Annotated in this window: 12 protein-coding genes; 5 read left to right on the top strand and 7 right to left on the bottom strand. The window is 47.4% G+C overall.

Annotated elements, in window-relative coordinates:
- Position 1: 1 nt before the first annotated feature.
- A complete protein-coding gene (gene thrA / locus RDN79_RS09900) occupies positions 2–2,440 on the bottom strand; it encodes a bifunctional aspartate kinase/homoserine dehydrogenase I (protein ID WP_298546815.1) in 2,439 nt (812 codons plus the stop codon).
- 754 nt (positions 2,441–3,194) lie between these two features.
- On the opposite strand from thrA, the gene RDN79_RS09895 reads away from it, so the two are divergent.
- Positions 3,195–6,296, top strand: coding sequence for a TonB-dependent receptor (locus RDN79_RS09895; RefSeq protein ID WP_298546813.1), 3,102 nt, complete (start codon positions 3,195–3,197; stop codon positions 6,294–6,296).
- Between the two features lie 38 nt (positions 6,297–6,334).
- Positions 6,335–7,810, top strand: a complete 1,476-nt coding sequence (locus RDN79_RS09890) for a RagB/SusD family nutrient uptake outer membrane protein (protein ID WP_298546811.1) — start codon at positions 6,335–6,337, stop codon at positions 7,808–7,810.
- Between the two features lie 86 nt (positions 7,811–7,896).
- Here RDN79_RS09890 and RDN79_RS09885 read toward each other — a convergent pair whose 3' ends face one another.
- The gene (locus tag RDN79_RS09885) at positions 7,897–8,061 is read right to left on the bottom strand and encodes a hypothetical protein (RefSeq protein ID WP_308573202.1); all 165 of its coding nucleotides are present in this window, start codon (positions 8,059–8,061) and stop codon (positions 7,897–7,899) included.
- 1,145 nt (positions 8,062–9,206) lie between these two features.
- Between RDN79_RS09885 and RDN79_RS09880 the strand changes: the two genes are divergently transcribed.
- Both RDN79_RS09880 and RDN79_RS09875 read left to right on the top strand, forming a co-directional pair.
- On the top strand, positions 9,207–12,458 hold the full coding sequence (locus tag RDN79_RS09880; protein WP_298546807.1) for a SusC/RagA family TonB-linked outer membrane protein: 3,252 nt from the start codon (positions 9,207–9,209) through the stop codon (positions 12,456–12,458).
- A gap of 18 nt (positions 12,459–12,476) precedes the next feature.
- Positions 12,477–13,976, top strand: coding sequence for a SusD/RagB family nutrient-binding outer membrane lipoprotein (locus RDN79_RS09875; protein WP_298546803.1), 1,500 nt, complete (start codon positions 12,477–12,479; stop codon positions 13,974–13,976).
- Positions 13,977–14,064: 88 nt separating this feature from the next.
- Here the strand turns inward: RDN79_RS09875 and RDN79_RS09870 are convergent, their stop codons facing one another.
- From RDN79_RS09870 to RDN79_RS09850, 5 genes are read right to left on the bottom strand one after another with little or no spacing between them, the layout of a single operon-like run.
- Positions 14,065–14,985, bottom strand: coding sequence for a DMT family transporter (locus RDN79_RS09870; protein WP_298546801.1), 921 nt, complete (start codon positions 14,983–14,985; stop codon positions 14,065–14,067).
- 12 nt (positions 14,986–14,997) lie between these two features.
- On the bottom strand, positions 14,998–16,995 hold the full coding sequence (locus RDN79_RS09865) for a fructose-1,6-bisphosphatase (RefSeq protein WP_298546799.1): 1,998 nt from the start codon (positions 16,993–16,995) through the stop codon (positions 14,998–15,000).
- 3 nt (positions 16,996–16,998) lie between these two features.
- On the bottom strand, positions 16,999–18,336 hold the full coding sequence (locus RDN79_RS09860; RefSeq protein WP_298546797.1) for an MATE family efflux transporter: 1,338 nt from the start codon (positions 18,334–18,336) through the stop codon (positions 16,999–17,001).
- Positions 18,333–19,094 carry a peptidylprolyl isomerase gene (locus tag RDN79_RS09855; RefSeq protein ID WP_298546795.1) on the bottom strand — a complete coding sequence of 254 codons (762 nt, stop codon included), beginning with the start codon at positions 19,092–19,094 and terminating at the stop codon, positions 18,333–18,335. Before RDN79_RS09855 ends, RDN79_RS09860 begins: the two co-directional genes overlap by 4 nt.
- Positions 19,095–19,104: 10 nt before the next feature.
- A complete protein-coding gene (locus tag RDN79_RS09850) occupies positions 19,105–19,776 on the bottom strand; it encodes a peptidylprolyl isomerase (protein ID WP_298546793.1) in 672 nt (223 codons plus the stop codon).
- 898 nt (positions 19,777–20,674) lie between these two features.
- Between RDN79_RS09850 and RDN79_RS09845 the strand changes: the two genes are divergently transcribed.
- Positions 20,675–21,961, top strand: coding sequence for a DcaP family trimeric outer membrane transporter (locus RDN79_RS09845; protein ID WP_298546791.1), 1,287 nt, complete (start codon positions 20,675–20,677; stop codon positions 21,959–21,961).
- Positions 21,962–22,046: the final 85 nt, after the last annotated feature.

Raw genomic sequence — 22,046 nt, 5'->3', positions numbered from 1 at the left:
TTTATCGAATGTTAGCGATCGAAATAATATCGGCGAAGACTCCGGCCGCCGTAACGTCGGCTCCGGCTCCATAGCCTTTGATGATCATAGGATACTCGTGGTATCGTTCGGTAGAGATCATGATGATGTTGTTGCTGCCCTCCAGTTCGTAGAACGGGTGGTGTGCATCGACTTCCTGCAAACCGACTTCGCAGGCGCCGTTTTCCATCTTGGCGACGAATCGGAAACGCTTGTCTTCCGCTTCCAACTGCTGGCGCTTCTCTTCGAACCGGGCATCCAGACCTTGTATGTTGCGCCAGAAATCGTCCAGCGAACCTTCGAAATAGCTTTCGGGAATGAAAAGGTTGCGCTTCACATCTTCCTGTTCCACCTTGTAACCGGCTTCACGTGCGAGGATCACTAATTTGCGTATCACGTCTTTTCCGCTCAGGTCGATACGGGGGTCCGGTTCGGAATATCCTTCTTCTTTTGCCATCATGATCGCTTTGCTGAAAGGAATGTCGGCACTCAACGTATTGAAGATATAATTGAGTGTGCCGGAAAGGACAGCCTCCAGTTTCAGGATATGGTCGCCGCTGTTGATCAGGTCGTTCATCGTGTTGATGATCGGCAGTCCGGCTCCGACGTTCGTTTCGAAGAGGAACTTGATGCCGCGGTGGCGGGCCGTTTCTTTCAGTTTGATATAGTTTTCGTATGAAGAAGATGCGGCGATCTTGTTTGCCGCAACGACCGATACGTTGTTGTTCAGCAATTCCTCGTAAAGGTCGGAGACTGCTTGGTTGGCCGTGCAGTCCACGAATACCGAGTTAAAGATATTCATCTTCAGGATCTCTTCTTTCAGATGTTCGGGCGAGCTTTCCTGCCCGTTCTTTTTCAATTCGTCGATACAGGTCTCCAGTTTCAGCCCTTCGCGGCAGAAGATGGCATGCTTGCTGTTGGCTATGCCGACCACATTCAGTTTCAGCCCGTTCTGTTGCATCAGTTTCGGTTGCTGGATGCGGATCTGTTCCAACAGGTTGCCTCCGACCGTACCTACGCCGGCGATGAAAAGGTTCAGCACCTTGTATTGGGAGAGAAAAAACGAATCATGGATGGAGTTCAATGCCTTGCGCAGGTATTTCAGCTTGATGACGAACGAAATGTTCGTTTCGGATGCTCCCTGTGCACAGGCGATCACGCTGATACCTGCGCTGCCCAGCGTCCCGAACAATCTGCCGGCAATACCCGGTGTGCGTTTCATGTTTTCGCCTACGATGGCGACGGTAGCCAGGTCTTTTTCCGCCACCGTGTCGCTCATGTCGCCCTGGGCGCGTTCGAGTGCGAACTCTTCGTCCAGGACTTTTACCGCCAGGTCCGCATCCGCATTCCGGACGGCAAATGTCGTGTTGTTCTCCGAACTGGCCTGCGATACCATGAACACACTGATGCCGTTCTTGGCCAATGTTTTGAAAATACGGTAGTTGACGCCGATTACGCCGACCATGCCCAGACCTTGCACCGTGATCAGGCAGGTGTCGTTGATGGACGAGATCCCTTTGATGATCGCTTTGCTGTCATCCTGCACCCGTTCTTTGGAGATGTAAGTACCCCTTGCGGTCGGGTTGAAGGTGTTCAGGATGCGGATCGGTATGTTTTTGTGATAAACCGGGTAGATCGTTGGAGGATAAATCACCTTCGCTCCGAAGTTACACAGCTCCATCGCTTCCGTAAAGGTCAGCCGGTCGATGACGTAGGCCGAACTGATCACACGCGGATCGGCTGTCATGAAGCCGTCCACATCCGTCCATATCTCCAGCCGGCGTGCACCTAAAGCTGTCGCCAGGATGGAGGCGGTATAGTCGGAGCCTCCTCGTCCGAGGTTGGTCACTTCTCCTTCCTTGCTGGAAGAGATGAAACCGGGAACCAACGAAACTTTGGGCAACGGGTTGAATGTCTCTTCGATCAGTTTGTTAGTCGATTCGAAATCGACGATATGCTTGTTGAACTGTTTGACCGTCTTGATGAATTTGCGCGAGTCGAACAGTTTCGCTTCGTTTATCACATTCGAAACGATCAGCGAGGAGATACGCTCGCCGTAGCTGACGATCGTGTCGGAAGTCTTGGCCGACAGGTCGTTGATGAGGTACACACCTTTGTAAATATTCCCCAGTTCGTCGAGCAAAGCCATCACTTGCTTCTGCACTTCGATCCGCTTTGTTTTGTCAGGGATAACACCTTGTATGACGTCGAGATGGCGGGTGACGATTTCGGAAAACTCTCTTTCGTAGGCTACATCTCCGTTTGTTGCCATCGAGGCTGTCTTCAGCAGTTTGTCCGTAATCCCCCCTAAGGCGGATACTACGACGATTACAGGCTCTTCAATAGCCTCTACTATCTTCTTTACACTCAGGATGCTATCCACGGAACCTACGGATGTTCCGCCGAATTTCAATACTTTCATCGATATGTATTTATTTAGTTGACAATCGGCAATCGACAATCGGCAGCTTATAAACGGAACTGCCTGCCGGTTTGAGAATGTCAGTTATTTACTAATTTATTGATTGATTTGAAAAAAGAAACGCAAGTGCAATGTGAGAATTGCAACAAAGCGGGACGTGGTCTCCGCACTTGTTTATTTGTATTTGCTAAACCCCCCAAGGGGTCATTGTCAGTGCCCAGGTATGATATGTGAAACCTGTTAATGTCATTTGCGATTTTTCTTGTGTTTATATTTGCGTCGGCAATATTACGCATTATTTTTCAAATGCAAGTGTTTTTTTAGCTGAAAGTTGAAATTTGACAGAAAAAAGTTCGATATCACGCCAAAAAGAAGGACGTAGTTCTAACAGAACTTGGTGGGACGACGTTTGCAATCGGTCTCCCGGACTATCGGAGGGCGAGATTATGAAATCATCCTTTTATATTCAAGGTATAGACTCGGTAGAAAAAAGTCTTGAAACCAGCATCCGGCTTCTCCCTGTTGTTTTATAATCTGAATATTTTTTAGTCTTTACGGTTAAAAAATATCTTATTTTAGTTTGTTTAATTATAAATTTAATATATTTGCGCTTATTAGTGTGTCGAATACAACGTCCTGTTAGAACTACGTCCTTTAATTAGGGATCGTTAATGCTCTATATACCTTAATTGAAGGAAAATGTTTTTACAGGTCAATGTACTTTACTTGTATGTATCATTTAAATCGATTGATTATGAAGAGGTTCTTTTGGATTCTTTTTGTATTGTCCTTATGGGGGCATTTGCTGATGGCGCAGGAAAAGACTGTGTCGGGTGTCGTAATTTCTACCGAAGACGGTTTGCCGATGATCGGTGTGGCTGTTGTAGACAAGCAAACGATGAATGGCGTAACCACCAATGAAAAAGGAGAGTTCTCCATGAATGTTTCTCCCCGTACTAAAACTCTGCATCTCTCTTACTTGGGGTATAAGACGAAAGAGGTCTCCATTACCGGCCGTAGCATGAAGATCGAAATGGAGCCGGATATGGTCGCGATCGACGAGGTGATGGTTGTTGCCTACGGTACAGGAAAGAAATCGACTTTTACAGGATCGGCCAGCGTGGTCAAGAAAGAATCGCTGGAAAAAATCAAAGCATCCAACATCACGCAGGCTTTGCAGGGGCAGAGCAGCGGTGTGCAGGTTGTCAACAATTCCGGTGAACCGGGAGCAGATGCGACGATTATGATCCGTGGTATCGGTTCCATGAACGCATCCAGTTCTCCGCTTTATGTGGTGGACGGTACGGCTTACGACGGGTATTTGAATGCGATTAACCCGAACGATATCGAGTCTATGACTATTTTGAAAGACGCTTCGGCTACCGCCTTGTACGGTTCACGAGCAGCCAACGGCGTTGTGATGATCACGACCCGCAAGGGCGCCAGCGAGAAGGGCCAGATCAATTTCCGTTCGACTTGGGGATTCTCTTCTTTGGCGGTGGATCTGCCGAGAGCTTTGAGCCCGAACGAGTTTACGGAATTGACATGGTTGGCTTTGAAGAATGGCTATATGGATAATAAAGGTGTTTCTGCTGAAGAAGCTGCCCAATATGCAACAGGTGCATTGGGTAACGAGTTGAAACTTAATCCTTATAATATGGCTAATCCTGTAGGCCTGGATGGTAAAATCGATCCGAATGCGCAGTTGTTATATTCTGGTGATTGGAGAAATGAACTGTTGAAATCCCGTTTACGTCAGGAATATACAGTAGACTTTAGTGGTAAATCCAATAAAGCGGACTATTTCCTTTCTGCTGGTTATTTGAACGATAAAGGTGTGTTCTCTACTCAGAAATTCGAGCGTTTCTCCGCTCGTGCCAATTTGAATTATGAAGTGAAGAAATGGTTGAAAGTTGGAGCCAATATCAATTTGTCTCATAGTGTACGTGAGATGTCTGCAGGAGAAACAACAGTTTGGTTTTTAAGAACTGTTCCTTCTAACTATCCGATTTATGAATGGGATGCCAATGCGCAAGGCTATAAAAAAGATAGCAATGGCGATCTGGTTTATGATTATGGAGATAACCGTCAGAGTTGGATCGGTTGGAATCCATTGGCTGATGCTGTTTACAATCCTTCTCCCTGGATGCATGATGACGTGTCGATGCGTACTTATTTTGAGATAAAATTCTTACCGGAGTTGACTTGGCGTACAAACTTGAGTGTTGATTTTTATCAGTACACCTATGATGGATATACGAATGGTGAACATGGTTTTGCTGCGGGATACGGTGGAGAGGCTTACAAAGAAAGTGATCGTAATTTTGCATATACTGTCAATAACTTATTGACTTACAATAAATCTTTTGGTGATCATACTTTGACAGTCTTGTTGGGACAGGAAGCCTATTCGACTCACTATAAAAATTTGTCGGCTTCAAAAAGAGGTTTCCCTTTTAACGGATTGACAGAGATCAACGCCGCTTCGAAAATGAACAGCATGAGTTCTTATTATAATAAGTATCGCTTACTGAGTTGGTTTAGCCGTGCCGAGTATGATTATAACGATCGTTATTATGTATCGGCAAGTTTCCGTACTGATGGTTCTTCCCGTTTTCACCCGGATAGCCGTTGGGGTAAATTCTGGTCGGTTGGTGCTTCTTGGCGTATTTCGAATGAAAAATTTATGCAGCCCTATAAAGATTGGTTGGATAACTTGAAGTTAAAAGCAAGTTATGGTGCCGTGGGAAATGACAACTTGGGAACTTATTATGCTTATCAAGGTTTGTATGCGACGGGAAATAACGACTACAATAATGCCGGTGTGATGATCAGCCGTTTGCCGAATAAGACTTTGAAGTGGGAAAGTAATATGCAGTTTAATGTAGGTGTGGATTTTGCCGTATTTAATAAACTGAGTGGTAGTTTTGAGTGGTTCAACCGTAAATCGAAAGATTTGTTGTTTACGATGCCTATGGCTCCGTCTACCGGTTTTAGTGGTATAGACAGGAATATTGGCGATGTTAAAAACTATGGTATCGAGTTCTCTTTGAATTATGCTGCAATCTCGACAAAAGATTTCAAGTGGACAGTCGATTTGAACGGAACATCTTATAAAAACCGTATTACAAAATTACCGCAAGAGGAAATGAATTCCGGCTATTTCAAATGGCGTGAAGGAGAATCTCGTTACAATTTCTGGGGAGTCGAGTATGCAGGTGTAAATCCGGAAACCGGTAATGACCAGTATTGGCAGAATATTTACGAAACGAATGAAGCCGGGGAAAAAGTACTTGTCAGAAGAGTAAAAACAGAAGATCTGAATGCTTTGACAAGTGATAACCAGAAGAAATATTTGGGAGATGCCATCCCTAAGTTGTTTGGTGGTTTTACCAATAATTTCTCTTATAAAGGGATAGACTTGTCATTTATGATTTACTATAGTTTTGGTGGAAAACTTTACGACGGCGATTATTCTCAGATGATGGCCTACCGTACGGGTTATAGTATGCATCCGGATATGTTGGATGCATGGACTCCGGAAAATACGGATGCCAAGTTCCCGCGTTTGTCTACTGCTTATGCAAACACAATGGGTTCCTATTCTTCCAAATTCTTATATAATAATACGTTTGCCCGTTTAAGAAATGTAACATTGGGATATACGCTTCCTAAGTCGTTAACTTCTAAATTCCAGGTAAACTCTTTGCGCTTCTTTGTCCAAGGTGATAATTTGCTGACTGTCGGTAGCGCGGCGAAGCGTGGTACAGACCCTGAGCAAAGTGTTTCAGGTACGACTTCAAACCGCTTCCCGGTAACGAAGTCTGTCTCTTTTGGCTTACAATTGAATTTGTAGGAATATGTTATTGTTAAATAGAAAAGCAAATAAAAGATATGAAATCATTAAAATATAATATATTAGCACTTGTAGCGGGAATTCTTGCAAGTGGATTAATGGGGTGCAGTGATTTTTTGGAAACGAATCCGTCAACATCGGTTGCTGATAATGAAGTCTTTAAAACTGTAGCTGGTGCTCAGGCTGCTTTAAACGGATGTTATTATCAGATGCGTGCATATAATAGTGGAGGGGCGGATCGACAGGATGATTATGGTCTGCCTTCCGTTATACATATTTCAGATATGTGTGGTGAAGACATTATCGCTTGGGGTGGATGGTACACTTTTGTATATAACTACTGGGGTGAAACGCGTGCCGATATTTTTCGTTCAAGCCAATTGTGGACTTTTCATTATAGATTGATCAATAATGTGAATTCAATTTTGGCTTATGTCGATCAATGCGCAGGAGATGATGAAGATAAGCAATTTATAAAAGGGCAGGCTTATGCGATGCGCGGATGGGCTTATTTTGATTTGGCACGTTTCTTCCAGCAGACCTATGCGATTGCCAAAGATATGCCGGGAATGCCGATTTATACCGAACCGACAACTGAAAAGACCGAAGGAAAACCTCGTGGAACTTTGCAGCAAACGTACGATCAAGTGCTATCTGATTTGACGCAAGCTGAAACTTTATTGGATGGATTTGATCGTGGAGACCGTATTAATAATTTCGATCAAACAGTTGTGCAGGGGGTGTTGGCGCAGGTGTATCAAACGATGAATAATTGGCCTAAAGCAGAAGAATATGCAAAGAAACTGTTGGCTATTTATCCGTTGACAACGAATGAAGAGTTCTTGTCTGGTTTTAACGATCATACCATTCCATCTTGGATTTGGGGTATGAAACAGACCGAAGAACAGAATATGGGGGATTATTCTCAATTTGCTATGTGGGCAAACGGAACACGTAAATGTTATACCTTTGCAGGTTGGTTTTTGGCTACAGACTTTGTGGATCTGTTTGATGAAGAAGATATTCGTGCAAGCCAGTTTGAATGGTGGTGGGATCAGATTTATGTATCTTATAAATTCCGTGATAATGAGGAATGCCGGGGATCTTATTCTTTTATGCGTGCTGACGAAATGTTGCTGAATGCGGCAGAAGCATGTGCTCGTCAGGGCAAAGAGGCTGAAGCCAAAGAATTATTATGGCAACTTCAAGATATGCGTAAAGCAAAACGATCTGAAACGACAGGTGATGATTTGATTGAATCTATTTTATTAGAAAGGCGCAAAGAATTGTATGGAGAAGGTTATGCATTGTTTGATATTGTTCGTAACCAAAAGCCTTTGCTCCGTACCGGTAATCATGTTGATTATAATGGTGGTAGTGTCCAACTTCCTGCTCGCTCATGGCGTTTTATATTCCAGTTGCCAAATTCCGAATTGAAGAACAACAAAGCTTTGGTTGACGATATCTGGCCAGCTGGTGACCAAAACCCATATAGCGGGGTTTATGAACCGTAAATAGTAAACGAATAAAAAAACCTCCGGAAATTCAGAGAGAATCCGGAGGTTTTTTTATTGTGTTATGTGGATAGATGGTGATTTGATTAGAACAATGAATACGTGAAAGTCAACTCGAACGAACCGTTCCAACCTAATTGCCCTGTGTCCCAATACTTATACTTGCTATATTCCAAGCCGCCCCTTACATCGGCTGACAGGCGGATTTGGGGCGAGAAATAATAATAAGTTTGGAAATAGAGTTCGGTCACTGTATTCCAATAAGCATAGTTTGGAGTTCGTTCTGTTTTGTCGATTTTTAGCCAGTGTAAATTCTCTCTTATGCCCCAGTTGAGATTGGTGCGTGAATTCGGATAATATCCCCATTTGTAAGAACCGGAAAACAAGGTTGAATAGGAAAAATGACAATAACCCCCAATTGGCCCGGATTCTATTTCAGGTAAAATTCTGGATCGTTTTGATTTGACTTCTTGTCGGCTTTTAGCCGGAATTGGTGACGATTAAAAAAACGTCGTAGGCAGAAAATGAAAAAACGATGTCTCTTTGTGATCAGAATAAGAGAAAGTATGGACATTGTGGAAAACCTGAACTCCCGGAGAATCGCCTGTAGTAAAAAAAGTCGGGACATTTCCCGTATATCTCAAACCGATTCGGGGACTTTCCCGCCACGACGACCGTCTTCGTTTCCTTTACGACCGTCTTCGTCGCCATCAAGACGGTCGTCATGTTATATACACTGCGCACTTCGGGAGAATTACGACCGTCTTCGTGGCTAAAAACTGCGCACTTCGAACGATAAAGTCCTTTTTGCCCGCAAAAAAAACGGATTTCAGTCCTATTATTAAAGATTGTATATTGTTGTCAAGGAACCGGTATTATACAATAAGCCCGCTATTTCACCAGTCTGAGGCAAGTTGATCCTTTTATTTATATATTTTTTATACGAGGGACGAAAATATATTAAAAAGGCGATCGACATTAATATTGCTTAAAAATGGAGTGTATATTATTAATTTTAGAATGTTGAAGGTTGATATTCGTTAATATAAGGATTGCGTCCTAAGAGAACTATGGTAAAATAGATATGAACGTCCGCCCTCTTATAACTATTTTTGCCTGTATTAAACAAATATTGCTCACCAAAGGCTATTATTTGTTAATTCTGTCGCAAATATATGAATTGTGTTTTAAATACACAATTTTTTAGGCAAAAAATATATCTTCATGATAAAAATATGACTTTTTGTTCAGGGAACCATCTTAAAAAGAACTTTATGCCATTCCCTGTTTGCGTCTTTTCGTATTAACACCTGTTCAAAAATGGCCATAGTTCTCTTAGAACTACGTTCTTTAACCGTATTGGCTTTTATATATTAACAATTAATAAATAGTGTCTATGAAACGAGTATTATTTCTTATGTTATGTTTGGTAACAAGCATGAACATAGTATTGGCTCAGAATCGTAAGATTACAGGGACGGTTGTCTCTTCGGAAGACAATGAACCTGTGATTGGTGCAGCTGTAGTCGTGAGAGGAACCCAGATCGGTATCGTCACCGATGTGGACGGAGTTTTTTCGTTGGAAGTGCCTGCTTCTGCCAAAACGTTGGTTATTTCTTATTTGGGAATGAAAACGCAGGAAGTGGCGATTAAAGACGGATTGAAAATTATCCTGGAATCCGATTTACATAATCTGGACGAAGTGGTGGTGACGGCAATGGGATTGAACCGCGAGAAGAAGTCGTTGGGATATGCTATCCAGGAAGTAAAATCGGATGAGTTGACGAAAGCGGGAAGTGCCTCCATTACAAGTTCGTTGAGCGGGAAAGTTGCAGGGGTACAAGTAAACCAGTTCGGTGGATCGGTCGGTGCTTCTTCCCGTATTTCCGTACGCGGTAATTCTTCTTTAAGTTCGGACCAACAGCCGCTGATCGTTGTGGATGGTGTACCTATCGCCAACGACACACAGCGTTCGGGCGACAATGCCTATAACGGTGTCGACTATGGTTCAGGTCTGAACGATATCAATCCGGAGGACATCGAATCGATTTCCGTGCTAAAAGGAGGTTCGGCAGCCCTGTACGGTATGCGTGCCGGTAACGGGGTAATTCTGATTACAACCAAATCAGGGAAAAATTCAAATGGCGTGACAATTTCCTATGACATGAACATTACAATGGACCGGGTAGCCAATCTTCCCAAATTCCAAAATTCGTATGGCCAGGGATTATACGGTGAGGAATACTATTGGAAATATGGAGAACATTCCGACTTGAGCTATCAGGATTATGCAGTCAAATATGGTTATGACTATAATACGAGAGTAGGTCAAGAGGATATGTCTTGGGGACCTCGTTTGGATGCCGGACTGAAAATCAGCCAGTTCGATAGCAACGGCGAATATGTGGACTGGGTTTCACGACCGGACAACGTGAAGGATTTCTTCCAGACCGGATTAACCATGAACCACGTTGTGTCCATACAGGCAAAAGGGGAAAAAGCAACTACACGTGCTTCGCTTTCCTATCGTGACCAAAAAGGGACCATCCCCAACACAGACCAAAAGAAATATTCGGGTCAAGTGAATACGGAGATGAAGCTGAATAAATACATCATGTTCAATCTCTCTGCCAATTATACCCGTACCGAAAGCGACAACTTGATCGGTCAAGGTTATGGAAGTAACAACCCGGTTGTTTCTTTGGCAACATGGGCAGGCCGTCAGGTTAATATGAAATCGTTGAAAGAGAATTGGGATCAGAAAGATGCAGCCGGCAATTATACTTATTACAACTGGATCGACCAGTGGCATGTGAACCCTTATTTTACGGTGAATGAAAATACCAACAGCTATCAACGCGACCGTATTTTTGCCAAATCATCATTGTTCTATCAACCGTTCGAATGGTTGAAGTTCGAAGGACGCATCGGTATGGACTATTACAATGCCAAAACATTTGAACGTCACTACTATGACCGTGGCGACTATCCCGATGGCGCATTCTTCCAGCGTAACACTACCAATACGGAATTGAATGCAGATATTATCGGTACGATCAATAAGAATTTCGGCGATTTCAACTTGAGTGGAATTGTAGGTGCCAATTATCGTGATTTGAATTATGAAACGCATCGGATCGGAGCGAATGCCCTGACGGTTCGCGGTGTTTACACATTGGCGAATAAGTCCGGGGATGCTGTAGCCGAAATGGATCACAGCCATATCCGTTCGAACTCTGTTTATGCAAATGCTTCTTTGGGTTGGAAGAGCCAGTTGTATATGGATGTAAGTGCCCGTAATGACTGGAGTTCCACGATCCGCGAATCGTTCTTCTATCCCTCTGTCAGCTTAAGTTGGATTCCGACCGCTTCATTCGAGAGCATGCAAAACGACGTGCTGACTTTCTGGAAATTACGTGGAGGTGTCGCACAGATCGGTTCGGCAACCAGTGCTTATCGTAACAGCTATTATTATTATGCAGAGTCTGCTTCTTTTAACGGCGTTTCGCAGATGTACAAAAGTTTTGGCTATCCGAATTATGACTTGAAACCGGAAAGTATCACGACTTGGGAAGTCGGTACGGAAGTCGGCTTGTTCGATGACCGTTTGCACTTTGATTTGGCTTATTACCAGAAACAGACGAAAGACCAAATATTGTCTGTCTCTACTTCTAATGTAGTCGGATTCGGTTCGATGTTGGTAAATGCCGGACGGATTGACAATAAAGGTGTCGAACTTCAGGTAAGAGGCGATATCTTCCGTAGCCAAAAAGACGGTTTCACTTGGAGCTCTACCTTGAATTTTGCTAAAGATAAGAGCAAGGTCGTGGAATTATATAATGATCCGGAAACCGGAAACCCGCTGTTGGATACCTATGGGTTAGGTTGGACCTGGGGTATTGCGACTCAAGCGAAGGTCGGTGAAAAATGGGGCGCATTGGTCGGTGAAGGTTTCAAGCGGGTGAGCCAGGATGACGTGGAAGCCGGAAAGGCTACGGCAGATCAGATCGGAGCGATCAAATTGCTTTCAAACGGAGCGTTGGACAAGGACGCCTCGAAAGTGATGGGTAACGTAACTCCCGATTTCATGATGGGATGGCGCCATGACTTCACGTACAAGGATTTCGGTTTCGGTTTCTTGCTCGATTTACGCATTGGCGGTGATATCTGGTCGCAGACAATGGCACACTCCTATCAGACAGGTGTGGCTAAAGTGACGGCTGACAACGGCATCCGTGAACGGCCTATCGTCGCCGGTAAGGATGTTTTGACAAACGAACGTTTCGTTACGCCGGATGCGAACGGGCATTATGTGGAAAATACGATCGAAACCGATGCTTTTTCCTGGTTTAACGGAAATAATGTAGCTGAAATGTATGTTTTCGACGGTTCATTCTTGAAGTTGCGTGAAGCTTATATCTCGTATAACGTTCCGAAATCGATCCTGAACAAGACGAAATATTTCAATCGTGCGACAATCTCCTTGATCGGAACGAACTTGGCTTTGCTTTGGGTACACTCTTCCAATACGTTACGTATCGATCCGGAATCGGGCGGTGTGGCAAGCGACAGCCGCGGTGTCGGTTTGGAACAAGCTTCAACTCCGGGTTCACGCAGTTTCGGTCTTAAGTTAGGTTTGACATTTTAACCAGTAAATTATCAAATTATGAGCAACAAATATAAAATTTGGGCAATCTCGCTCGCTACGACGGTTGCTACAGGATGTACAGGATCCTTTGAAGAAATAAATACCGATCCGGACGCATATAGCAAAGTGCCATACACGAACATGTTGGCAGATGTGTTACGCAGAACTGCCGATCAGTATGGTGGCGATTTGGATATCGCCCAATGGGCCGGTTATGTATCGGAAGTCCAGTATCTGAATAATTACGGTGGATATATCCCCTCCAACAACACCTATGGGAACCGTTGGTATCAGACCTATTGGGGACATACGCAATTACAGGATATTCTTGACCAGACAGAAGATAAAGCAGACGGCAACAAGAATATGCGGAATGTCTGCACGATCATGCAGAACTATCTGATTCTGATGTGTACGGACTGTTTCGGAGATATTCCGTATTCCCAAGCCTTTAAGGGAGCGCCGGAAGCCGGAGGTATCTTGAAGGCCTCTTATGATGCGCAGTCGGACATCTATCCGCAAATATTATCCAACCTGAAATCCGTGGCGGACAGCTGGGCTGAAGGTTTAGGCAGCGACGCTTTGGGTGAAGGCGATTTCCTGTATAAAGGGAATGTGGAAAGATGGCAAAAGTTCTGTAACTCCTTGCGTTTGCGCGTCGCTATGCGTATATCCGGCGTATATCCCGCATCTCAAGGGGTTGTAGAAGAAATCCTTTCGAACCCGACCCGATACCCGTATATTACCGAATGCGAAGACAACGCTTATTTCTGGTGGCAAGGTTCAGGCGATTATTTCGAACGCTATTACAGCAATTTCAGAACACGTGATGATGACGGTATGGCGGAAATCTTTATCGATCATTTGAAGAAAATGGAAGACCCCCGTTTGGCAGTCGTGGCAAAACCGGCAAAGAACGACGGTGAATACAGAGGATTTGAAAACGGTGCGGCTGCCGCTCCTGCATCGATCCATGACATATCCCGAATGGGTGTCAAATATCGTGAAGATCCGGCTGGCTTTTCTCCTTTCTACCGGGCTTGCGAGAACTATTTTATCATGGCCGAAGCTGCATTGAAAGGTTGGAATGTACCGATGACCGCCGCCGATGCCTATGAACAAGCCGTTCGTCTATCCATGGAAGACAATGATTTGGATGCCGCCGCCGCCGACGCCTATTTGGCTGGAAAAGGAAAGTGGGACGGGACATCGGACCGTTTGTATTTCGAATGGTGGGTCGCTTTGTTCAAGCAGAATATCGAGGCTTGGTCATTGTATCGCCGGACGGGTTATCCGACTTACATCCATACGGCAAAGGCAGCCGACGGCGTTACGCCGCAATATCCGGGTGCACGTTCGACTTATAAAGGCATTCATAATGACGTACCGTTCCGTTTCCCCTATCCGCAGAATGAGTATTTGTATAATGAAGCAAACGTAACCGCTGCCGCTGCCGGTATTCAGGATTATGTTTGGGGCAAACAAATGTGGTGGGACACGCGTACGGGTGTGAATTGATTTTATACACAATAAATTATTAGTGGATTACACATTCTTAGAGAGACACACTCATGTGAATCCTTTTAAGACCGGTGGCTTGTGAAAGTCACCGGTTTTCCTTTTCCATATCTGCCCGGCTTTTGCTCTGTGTCACGAGATAAACACCTGTGAAGACCAGGACCGCCGACAGGAATTTCTGCCACGAAAGGGTGTCTTGCCCGATCATGACGGCGATGAACGAGGCGACGATCGGCTGCACGTAGTTGTACATGCTGACCGTTGTCGGACGGATTCGCTTCAACGACATCGGGATGAGCAGGTAGGGGAGGAACGTCGCTCCGAAGAGGACGTAGAAGATCGCGCCCAGTTCCGTGAAGTCCCAAACTTCCCGATGGAAAGCGGGAGCGTCGAGCACATGCCGGAAGGTGAAGGGGACCAGCGTCAGTGTCGTGAAGAGGAACATCCATTTCATCATCGTGACCGATGAATAGCGCAGGGAGAGCGGTTTCGACAGAACCAGGTAGATGGCGTACATCAATCCGCTGACGATCATCATCACGTCGCCGTCGAGGCTGCTGATGCTGTCGGCGGCATGTGTGGAGCTGAAGACAAGCAGCAGGCCGCCGCTGACCCCCATGAACACCCCGAACGATTTTTTCCGGGTGATCGGCTCCTTCAGGATGACGGCGGCCAGCAGCAGCACGAAGATCGGCACGGCCGTGGCGATGATGGAAGCGTCGACAGGAGAAGAACGGTTCAGCCCGACGATGAACAACCCCTGGTTGATTCCCACCCCGCAAAGAGCGCAGACAAAAAGCATCCCTAAGTCTTTCAACGGCACTTTCTCTTTTACCGTGAAGAGAGACACGATCCAGAACATCACGCAGGCGAAAGCCATGCGCATGATCGTAAGACCTTCGGGGGGAACGTGCGTCGGCAGCAGATATTTGGATATCGGCATGTTGACGGCAAACAGGATATTGGTTATCAATATCAGGATGTGACCTTTCAGTTTCTCGCTGTTCATGACAGGTATTTTTTATTTGTAACGTTCTTTTTCTTTGATAAACCCGTTGCGGAAAGCATAAAGGAGCTTTTCCAGGTCGTGGATCTGCTGTTGCAGGTCCGCCCCCTTGTCCGTATCCTTGACCATCTGGCGGTGGGAGTTCAGCTCCACGACGATGGTGGTGGAACGGATGTCCTTGCCCTCCTTGATGGCCTGGTCGGTCGACAGGAACGGTTCGTGCTGCACCAGCTGGAAACCGCGCGAATGGTAGACCAGGGTATATCCGGCAATGCCTGTCTCCGGGTGGTAGGCCTTGGAGAAGCCGCCGTCGATCACGAGCAGCTTGCCGTTCGCCTTGATCGGGTTCTCGCCTTTGATGGAGCGTACGGGGACGTGCCCGTTGATGATGTGGCGGTGCCGGCCGGTGACGCCGAATTCGTCCAGCAGCATGTCGCAGACCGATTCTTCTTCGCGGAGGGAATAGTAGGCGCCTTTTTCTTCCTTCTGCACCTCCTTGTCGTCGATGAAGCAGCGTTCGAAAGTCGCCATCCGGCTCTTGTCGAAAAGGGGAGAGTCCTTGCCTTCCCAAAGGTACCAGATGTAATCCATCGCGAAGTCCTTCTCCGGGCTGTCGTCGGCGTCGAAATAAGCCGTGCGCACCAGCTGGTCCACTTTGTCCAACAGGGCTTTACCCTTATATTCCGTTCCTTCGATCCGGATCGCCTTGAGCGTGCCGTCCGGGTTCATCGGGACGGAGGCGTGGAAGAGCAGGTTGGAGTTGCAGACCTGGTACATGCTGCCGTGGGTGAACAGGCAGCGCATGTGCTTTTTCAGTTTCTCGCTGCATTCGAACGAGTGCTTGATGCGGCGCATCAGTTCTTCTTCTTCGATCGAAAGGGCATAGGGGTCCTTGGCGTTGAGGGTCGGCCAGTTCTTGTCTTTCAATTCGTATTCCTTTCCTTCGATGCGGATCGTCCCGCGGCGGAGGTCGATATGGTGGAGCAACAGGCGGTCGTCCATCCCGAATTCCGGACGGCGGCGGATAATCTCGCCTTCCAGCTTGAACTGGATGATCGTGATCGCCTTGTGCATGCGGGCGATCAGTTGGGTCGTCTTTTCGTCGAAGGTCGCGTCCGAAGCATTCGTGCGCGGGATGAACAGCTCGCAGGGGTCGTCGGCGTATACCTCCATCGCGAATGTCGCCAGGGGCAGGAGGTTGATGCCGTAGCCGTCTTCGAGGGTCGCCAGGTTGCCGTAGCGCATGCACATGCGGATCACGTTGGCGATGCTTCCCGCGTTGCCGGCGGCGGCCCCCATCCAGAGGATGTCGTGGTTGCCCCATTGGATGTCGAAGTTATGGTAGTTGCAAAGCGTGTCCATGATGATGTGGGCGCCCGGTCCGCGGTCGTAGATGTCGCCGATGATGTGCAGCAGGTCGATCGTCAGGCGTTGGATCAGGTTGCATAGGGCGATGATGAAGTCGTTCGCCCGGCCGGTCGAGATGATCGTGTTGATGATCTGGTCCACATAGGCGGACTTGTTCGGCTCGTCGCTCGATTCGTGGAGCAGTTCCTGGATGATGTAGGAGAACTCCTTCGGCAAGGCCTTGCGCACTTTCGAGCGTGTGTATTTGGACGAGACGTTCCGGCATACGCGCACCAGTTGGTTCAGCGTGATCAGATACCAGTCGTCCAGCTCCTTTTCGCGTTGCCGGATCAGTTCCAGTTTTTGTTCCGGATAGTAGATCAGCGTGCAGAGTTCCTTCTTCTCGAAATCGCGCAGCGTGTTGCTGAATATTTCGTTCACCTTGCGCTTGATCGCACCGGAGGCATTCTTCAGTACATGGTTGAAAGCCTGGTGCTCGCCGTGGATGTCGGACAGGAAATGTTCCGTCCCTTTCGGCAGGTTCAGGATGGCCTCCAGGTTGATGATTTCCGTGCTGGCATCTGCCACCGTCGGAAAGCTGCGTGCCAATAGCGTCAGGTAGCGCAAGTCGTTTAATACGTGTTCTGTTGTTATGTCTTTAGTCATACACTATTTTTTTATTGTCAATCGATTGAAACGTCTCCAAAGTAACACTCCGAGCGTGGTCAGGCTGACCGGAAAGCCGCACCAGACGCCGACGGCTCCCCAGCCGAGGGTGAACCCGCACAGGTAACCGATGGGGAGCGCCAGCCCGAAGTGGCAGATGAAAGCCATCCAGGCCATATATTTGACATCCGAGATGCCGCGCAGGGCGTTGGCGAAGAGGATTTGCAGTCCGTCGCCTGCCTGGTACAGGATCACCGACCAGGCGAGCAGGGCGACCAGTTCGACCACCTCTTTTTCCGGAGTGATGATATATCCCATGGTGTTGCGGAAGGTCCCGATCAGGAGAACCACGATGGCTGCCGTCCCCATGACCAGATGCAGGCCGGCAAAGGACGCGTGCCGTATGGCGGACCACTCGTTCCGGCCCCGGAAGTTGCTCACCCGTATGGTGACCGCCGCGGCTATGCCGTAATAGACCATGAAGCCGAGCGTGGTGATCACGCCTGCCACTTGGTGGGCGGCAAGCGCCGTGCTTCCCAGCCAACCCATCATGATGACGCTCAGGCTGAACGAACCTGTCTCGACTCCCATCTGGAAGCCGACCGGCAGGCCGAGGCGGACCAGGTTGCCTATGTTCGCCCGGTTGACCGTCCCTTTCTTGAACCCTTCCCGGTAAAGCCGGTAACGGGAATGCCTGGCAAACAGGACGCAGAATATCCCGAATGTAAGGATACGGCTGGCGAGTGTCGAGATGCCGGCGCCGGTAAGTCCCAGTTCGGGGCATCCGAAGTTGCCATATATCAGCAGGTAGTTCCCGATGATGTTGAACACGTTGGCTCCTAACATGACGCACATCGGGGTGACCGTGTCTGTCGTGCCGTCGCTGAACTGCTTGAACGAGTTGAACAGCATGGCGAAGATGACCGAGAAAAGCTGCAGGATGTAGTAAGGCACGATATAGGGCATCAACTCTTCCGGCTGCTTCAGGATATGGATGTTCAGTAGCAGGGCCAGCATGCAGAGGCTGAGTAGCAATCCTACGATGAGGTTGATGCAAAGGCTGTTTTTCAGTGTCTCGCCTGCCTTGGCATACTCTTTCCGTGCAAAGTAGCCCCCGATGATGGGAGTAAGCCCGTAGGAAAATCCCATCCCCGCAATGAACACGAGGTTGAAGAAGTTGTTGACGAACGAGGCGGCAGCCAGTTCGGCCGTACTGTGGTGCCCGACCATGATGTTGTCGGCAAAGCCTACAACAATAATGCCCAGCTGTCCCAACATGATCGGGACACCCAGGCGTATCGTTTCTTTGTAATGCTCCTTGTAGACCGAAAGCGGCATCATTCCAAAACCTTTACCGACTTGATTACTACATTTTCCGTCGGGCGGTCTTGTTTATTGGTCTTTACTTGCTGGATCGCGTCTACCACGTCCAGGCCTTCCACCACTTCGCCGTAGACGGTGTACTGGTTGTCGAGGAAGGGCACGCCGCCGACCGTCTTGTAGGTCTCGCGCAGTTCGGCCGGCATCTTCGTCTCGTCTTTCCGCTTTTCGGCTTCCAGTTCGGTCTTTCCGATCAGGGTGTCGCGGAGCACGGCGAGTTCTTCTTTGTTGCCGCTTCGGTAGAGTTCCATGATCTTGGGCTTGTTCTCCGTCTGGAGGCGGTTGAAGATGGCTTGTTTCAGGCGTCCTTCCAGCTGCTTTTCCATCTGGCCGAGTTCGGCTTCCGAATATTTCTTGCCCGTGACGATATAGAACTGCGAGGCGGACGATGCCTTTTCCGGGTTCACTTCGTCTCCGGTACGGGCGGCGCACAAAGCTCCTTTTTTATGGAAATACTTGGGATAGTTGAACTCTGCCGGAACGGTATAGCCCAGGTCGCCGGCTCCTAACTGTTTGTTCATCGGGGCGTCTTTGGAGGTGACATCGCCGCCTTGTACCATAAAGTCCTTGATGACGCGGTGGAACAGCAGGCCGTCGTATTGTCCGGCTTTTGCCAGCTTGATGAAATTGTCGCGGTGCTGCGGTGTCTCGTTATATAATTTGAATTTTATCTTTCCGAGCGTGGTGTCCATCACCACTAATGTTTCTTTCGTTTCCATTCTTTGTTGTTTATTTGTTGACTATCTTCATTGACTTGATTTTGATGTTCTTGACAGGACGGTCGTCTGCGTTCGTCTCGGTGAACTGGATCTTGTCGACCGCTTTCATGCCGCTTACGACTTCGCCGAAGATCGTGTATTTACCGTCCAGGTGGGGTGTGCCGCCTTCCAGCATATAGGCTTGGCGCTGTTCGGGAGTGAAGGTGATGCCTTGTTCCTTCTCCATCTTGTCGAGTTCCATTTCCGTAAAGAACTGTCCGGTTACGATATAGAACTGGGTCGCCGAAGAGGCGCGTTCCGGATTCTCTTCGTCGCTTGTGCGGGCGGCGGCGAACATGCCGCGTTTATGGAAGTATTTCGGGTACACGATCTCTGCCGGGATCGTGTAGTCCGGGTCGCCGTCGCCTAAATGTTGTTCCATCGGGGCGTCTTTTGAATTGATGTCGCCCGCCTGTATCATAAACTGCTTGATGACACGGTGAAACAGCAACCCGTCGTAACGCTGCTCGTTCACGTTCTTGATAAAATTGTCGCGATGCTGGGGCGTGTCGTTAAAGAGTTTTACTTTGATCTTCCCCATATCGGTATCGATCAGCACCAGCGTTTCAACCTCTTGCGCTTGCAAATGGACGGATATCAGAGCCGAGAGGGCCACTAAACATATAGCAAACAGCTTTTTCATCTTCATCTTATTTTTGTATTATGGCAACAAAAATAGTGATATTTAGCCTGAGTTCGATATAACTTTTGAGAAAATATATCGAACCTCCTCTTATTATCCGCAGATCAGGTTGCAGTAAAAAGGTGGGCATCTGTCCGGGAAGCGATGAGCATCTCAAAGAAATGTACATAAATTTTTATTTATTCAAAAATGTCTTTATCTTTGTAAGGTTATTGAAAAAATAACGGCTTGCAGCGGCAAGCTGTCAATAACTCGGTTTTTGAATAAAGCATTTTTAAAGGTATTATTCCGACACGAAAAGTCTCCCAGCTTTTTAAGAGTACATCGGGATAATGGCAACAAAATGCTCACGTCAGTTGTATATATACAGAAATGTATAGCATAACGGCGTGAGCTGTTGCTTATTATCTATGTACTAGGCTTTGGGAGACGCCTTCGTGTAGATGATTTGCGGCAGTCTCACGCCTTTTTGTGTTCTGTCGCATCCCTTTAAATCATGATGGATTCATATATATAGCATTATTTTCTGAAAAACCGGTCAATTTAAACGCGTTCTATGACCGTTTGTTTTTCAAATGCAACTGTCCGTTCGTGAGAATATGACAGTTGTTAATAAAATGTATGTACTAATGATGATAGGGGCCTCGAAAGCCTGTAATGGGAGGCTGTTGCGCAATGGACCGTTTTTTTACCGGTATGATGCGGGCAGCCTCTTCCTTATTTTAAGCCTTTCCTCCCGATAGGATAACGCTTCACCGTAAACCTTCGGATAGCCGTTCGCGACATGGATGAAAAGAGATGGATATCACACAATCGCTCGTTAAATGAACCGTTTAACACAACCTTTTCCGCCGGTATCTGTTCAAATTGGTAATTCATCTAAACAAAAAGCACATTTATGAAAACATTGTTGAAAAGCGCAGTTCTACTGCTCGGAATGGGGCTGGTTTCTGCTCATTCCCACGCTCAGAAAGTTGTGGTTGAGGATAACGAACCTAACTCGGTTATGTTTGTCACCATCGACAAGGCGGGCGACGAAATTATCCGGATCATGAATGAGACACAGAGTCCTCGTTTCCACGAACCGAAAGCACCCCGCTTCCTGCTGACGGACCGAAAAGGCAAGTTCGCACTCGGTATCGGAGGTTATGTGAAACTGGCAGCCGAATATGATTTTGGCGGTATTTCCGATAATATAGACTTTTATCCGGCTTTGATTCCGGGCAGGGGGCAGTCGTACGTGCGGAACCAGTTCCAGATGGACGCCACTACCAGCACTATCTTCCTGAAACTGGTCGGGCATACGGACTTGTTAGGCGATTTCGTGGTGTACACCGCCGGTAACTTCCGGGGAGGCAGCGGCAAGATATTCGAGTTGAGGAATGCGTATGTGTCGGCACGCGGCTTTACGGCGGGCTACGACTACGGTTCGTTCATGGACTTGGGCAATGTGCCTGCAACGATCGACTTTGCCGGTCCTAACGGGATGTCGATCTACCACGCCACGCAGATCCGCTACGAACATGCGCTTGCCAAAGGCCTGAAAGCCGGTATCGGTGTGGAAATGCCGGTGGTGGACGGTCTGACGAACGACCATGTCAGCATCGCCAAACAACGGATGCCGAACTTCCCGGTCTACGTGCAGTATGGTTGGAACCCCAAAAGCCATTTCCGCGCAGCGGCTATCATCCGCAGCATGACTTACGACAATTTGACGGCCCACAAGGCTGAGTCGGAGGTCGGATGGGGCGTATTGGCTTCCGCCACCTTCAACCTGACGAACCGTTTGCAGGTCTACGGACAGGGTGTTTACGGCAAGGGCATCGGGCAGTTCCTGAACGATATGAGCATGTTGAACGTCGATGTCGTTCCGAATCCTGAAAAGGAAGGGAAGATGCAGGTGCTCCCGATGATGGGATGGTTTGCCGGCATGCAGTATAATTTCTCTCCGAAGGTATTTGTCACCAGCACCTACGGGCAGTCACGCCTCTATAGCCATGACGGTTATCCTGCCACTCCTTCCGATCAGTATCGGTACGGGCAGTATCTCAACGCCACTCTGTTTTGGAACATTACTTCCGACTTGCAGGTCGGAGCCGAATACCTGCGCGGCTGGCGTACGGATTTCAACGGCGACACTCGCCATGCCAACAGGATGAACTTGGCGGTGCAGTATAGTTTCTAAGAATATTTGAAACATTAAAGAACCAGGTTCGCGGATGACGCGGATGAAACGGATGAAAGCGGATTTTAATTATTTTATCCGTTAA

The organism is uncultured Parabacteroides sp., assembly GCF_902493135.1.
Taxonomy (GTDB): Bacteria; Bacteroidota; Bacteroidia; order Bacteroidales; family Tannerellaceae; genus Parabacteroides.
The sequence above is the reverse complement of the archived record's forward strand: the minus strand, read 5'-3'. Positions and strand labels throughout refer to the sequence as shown.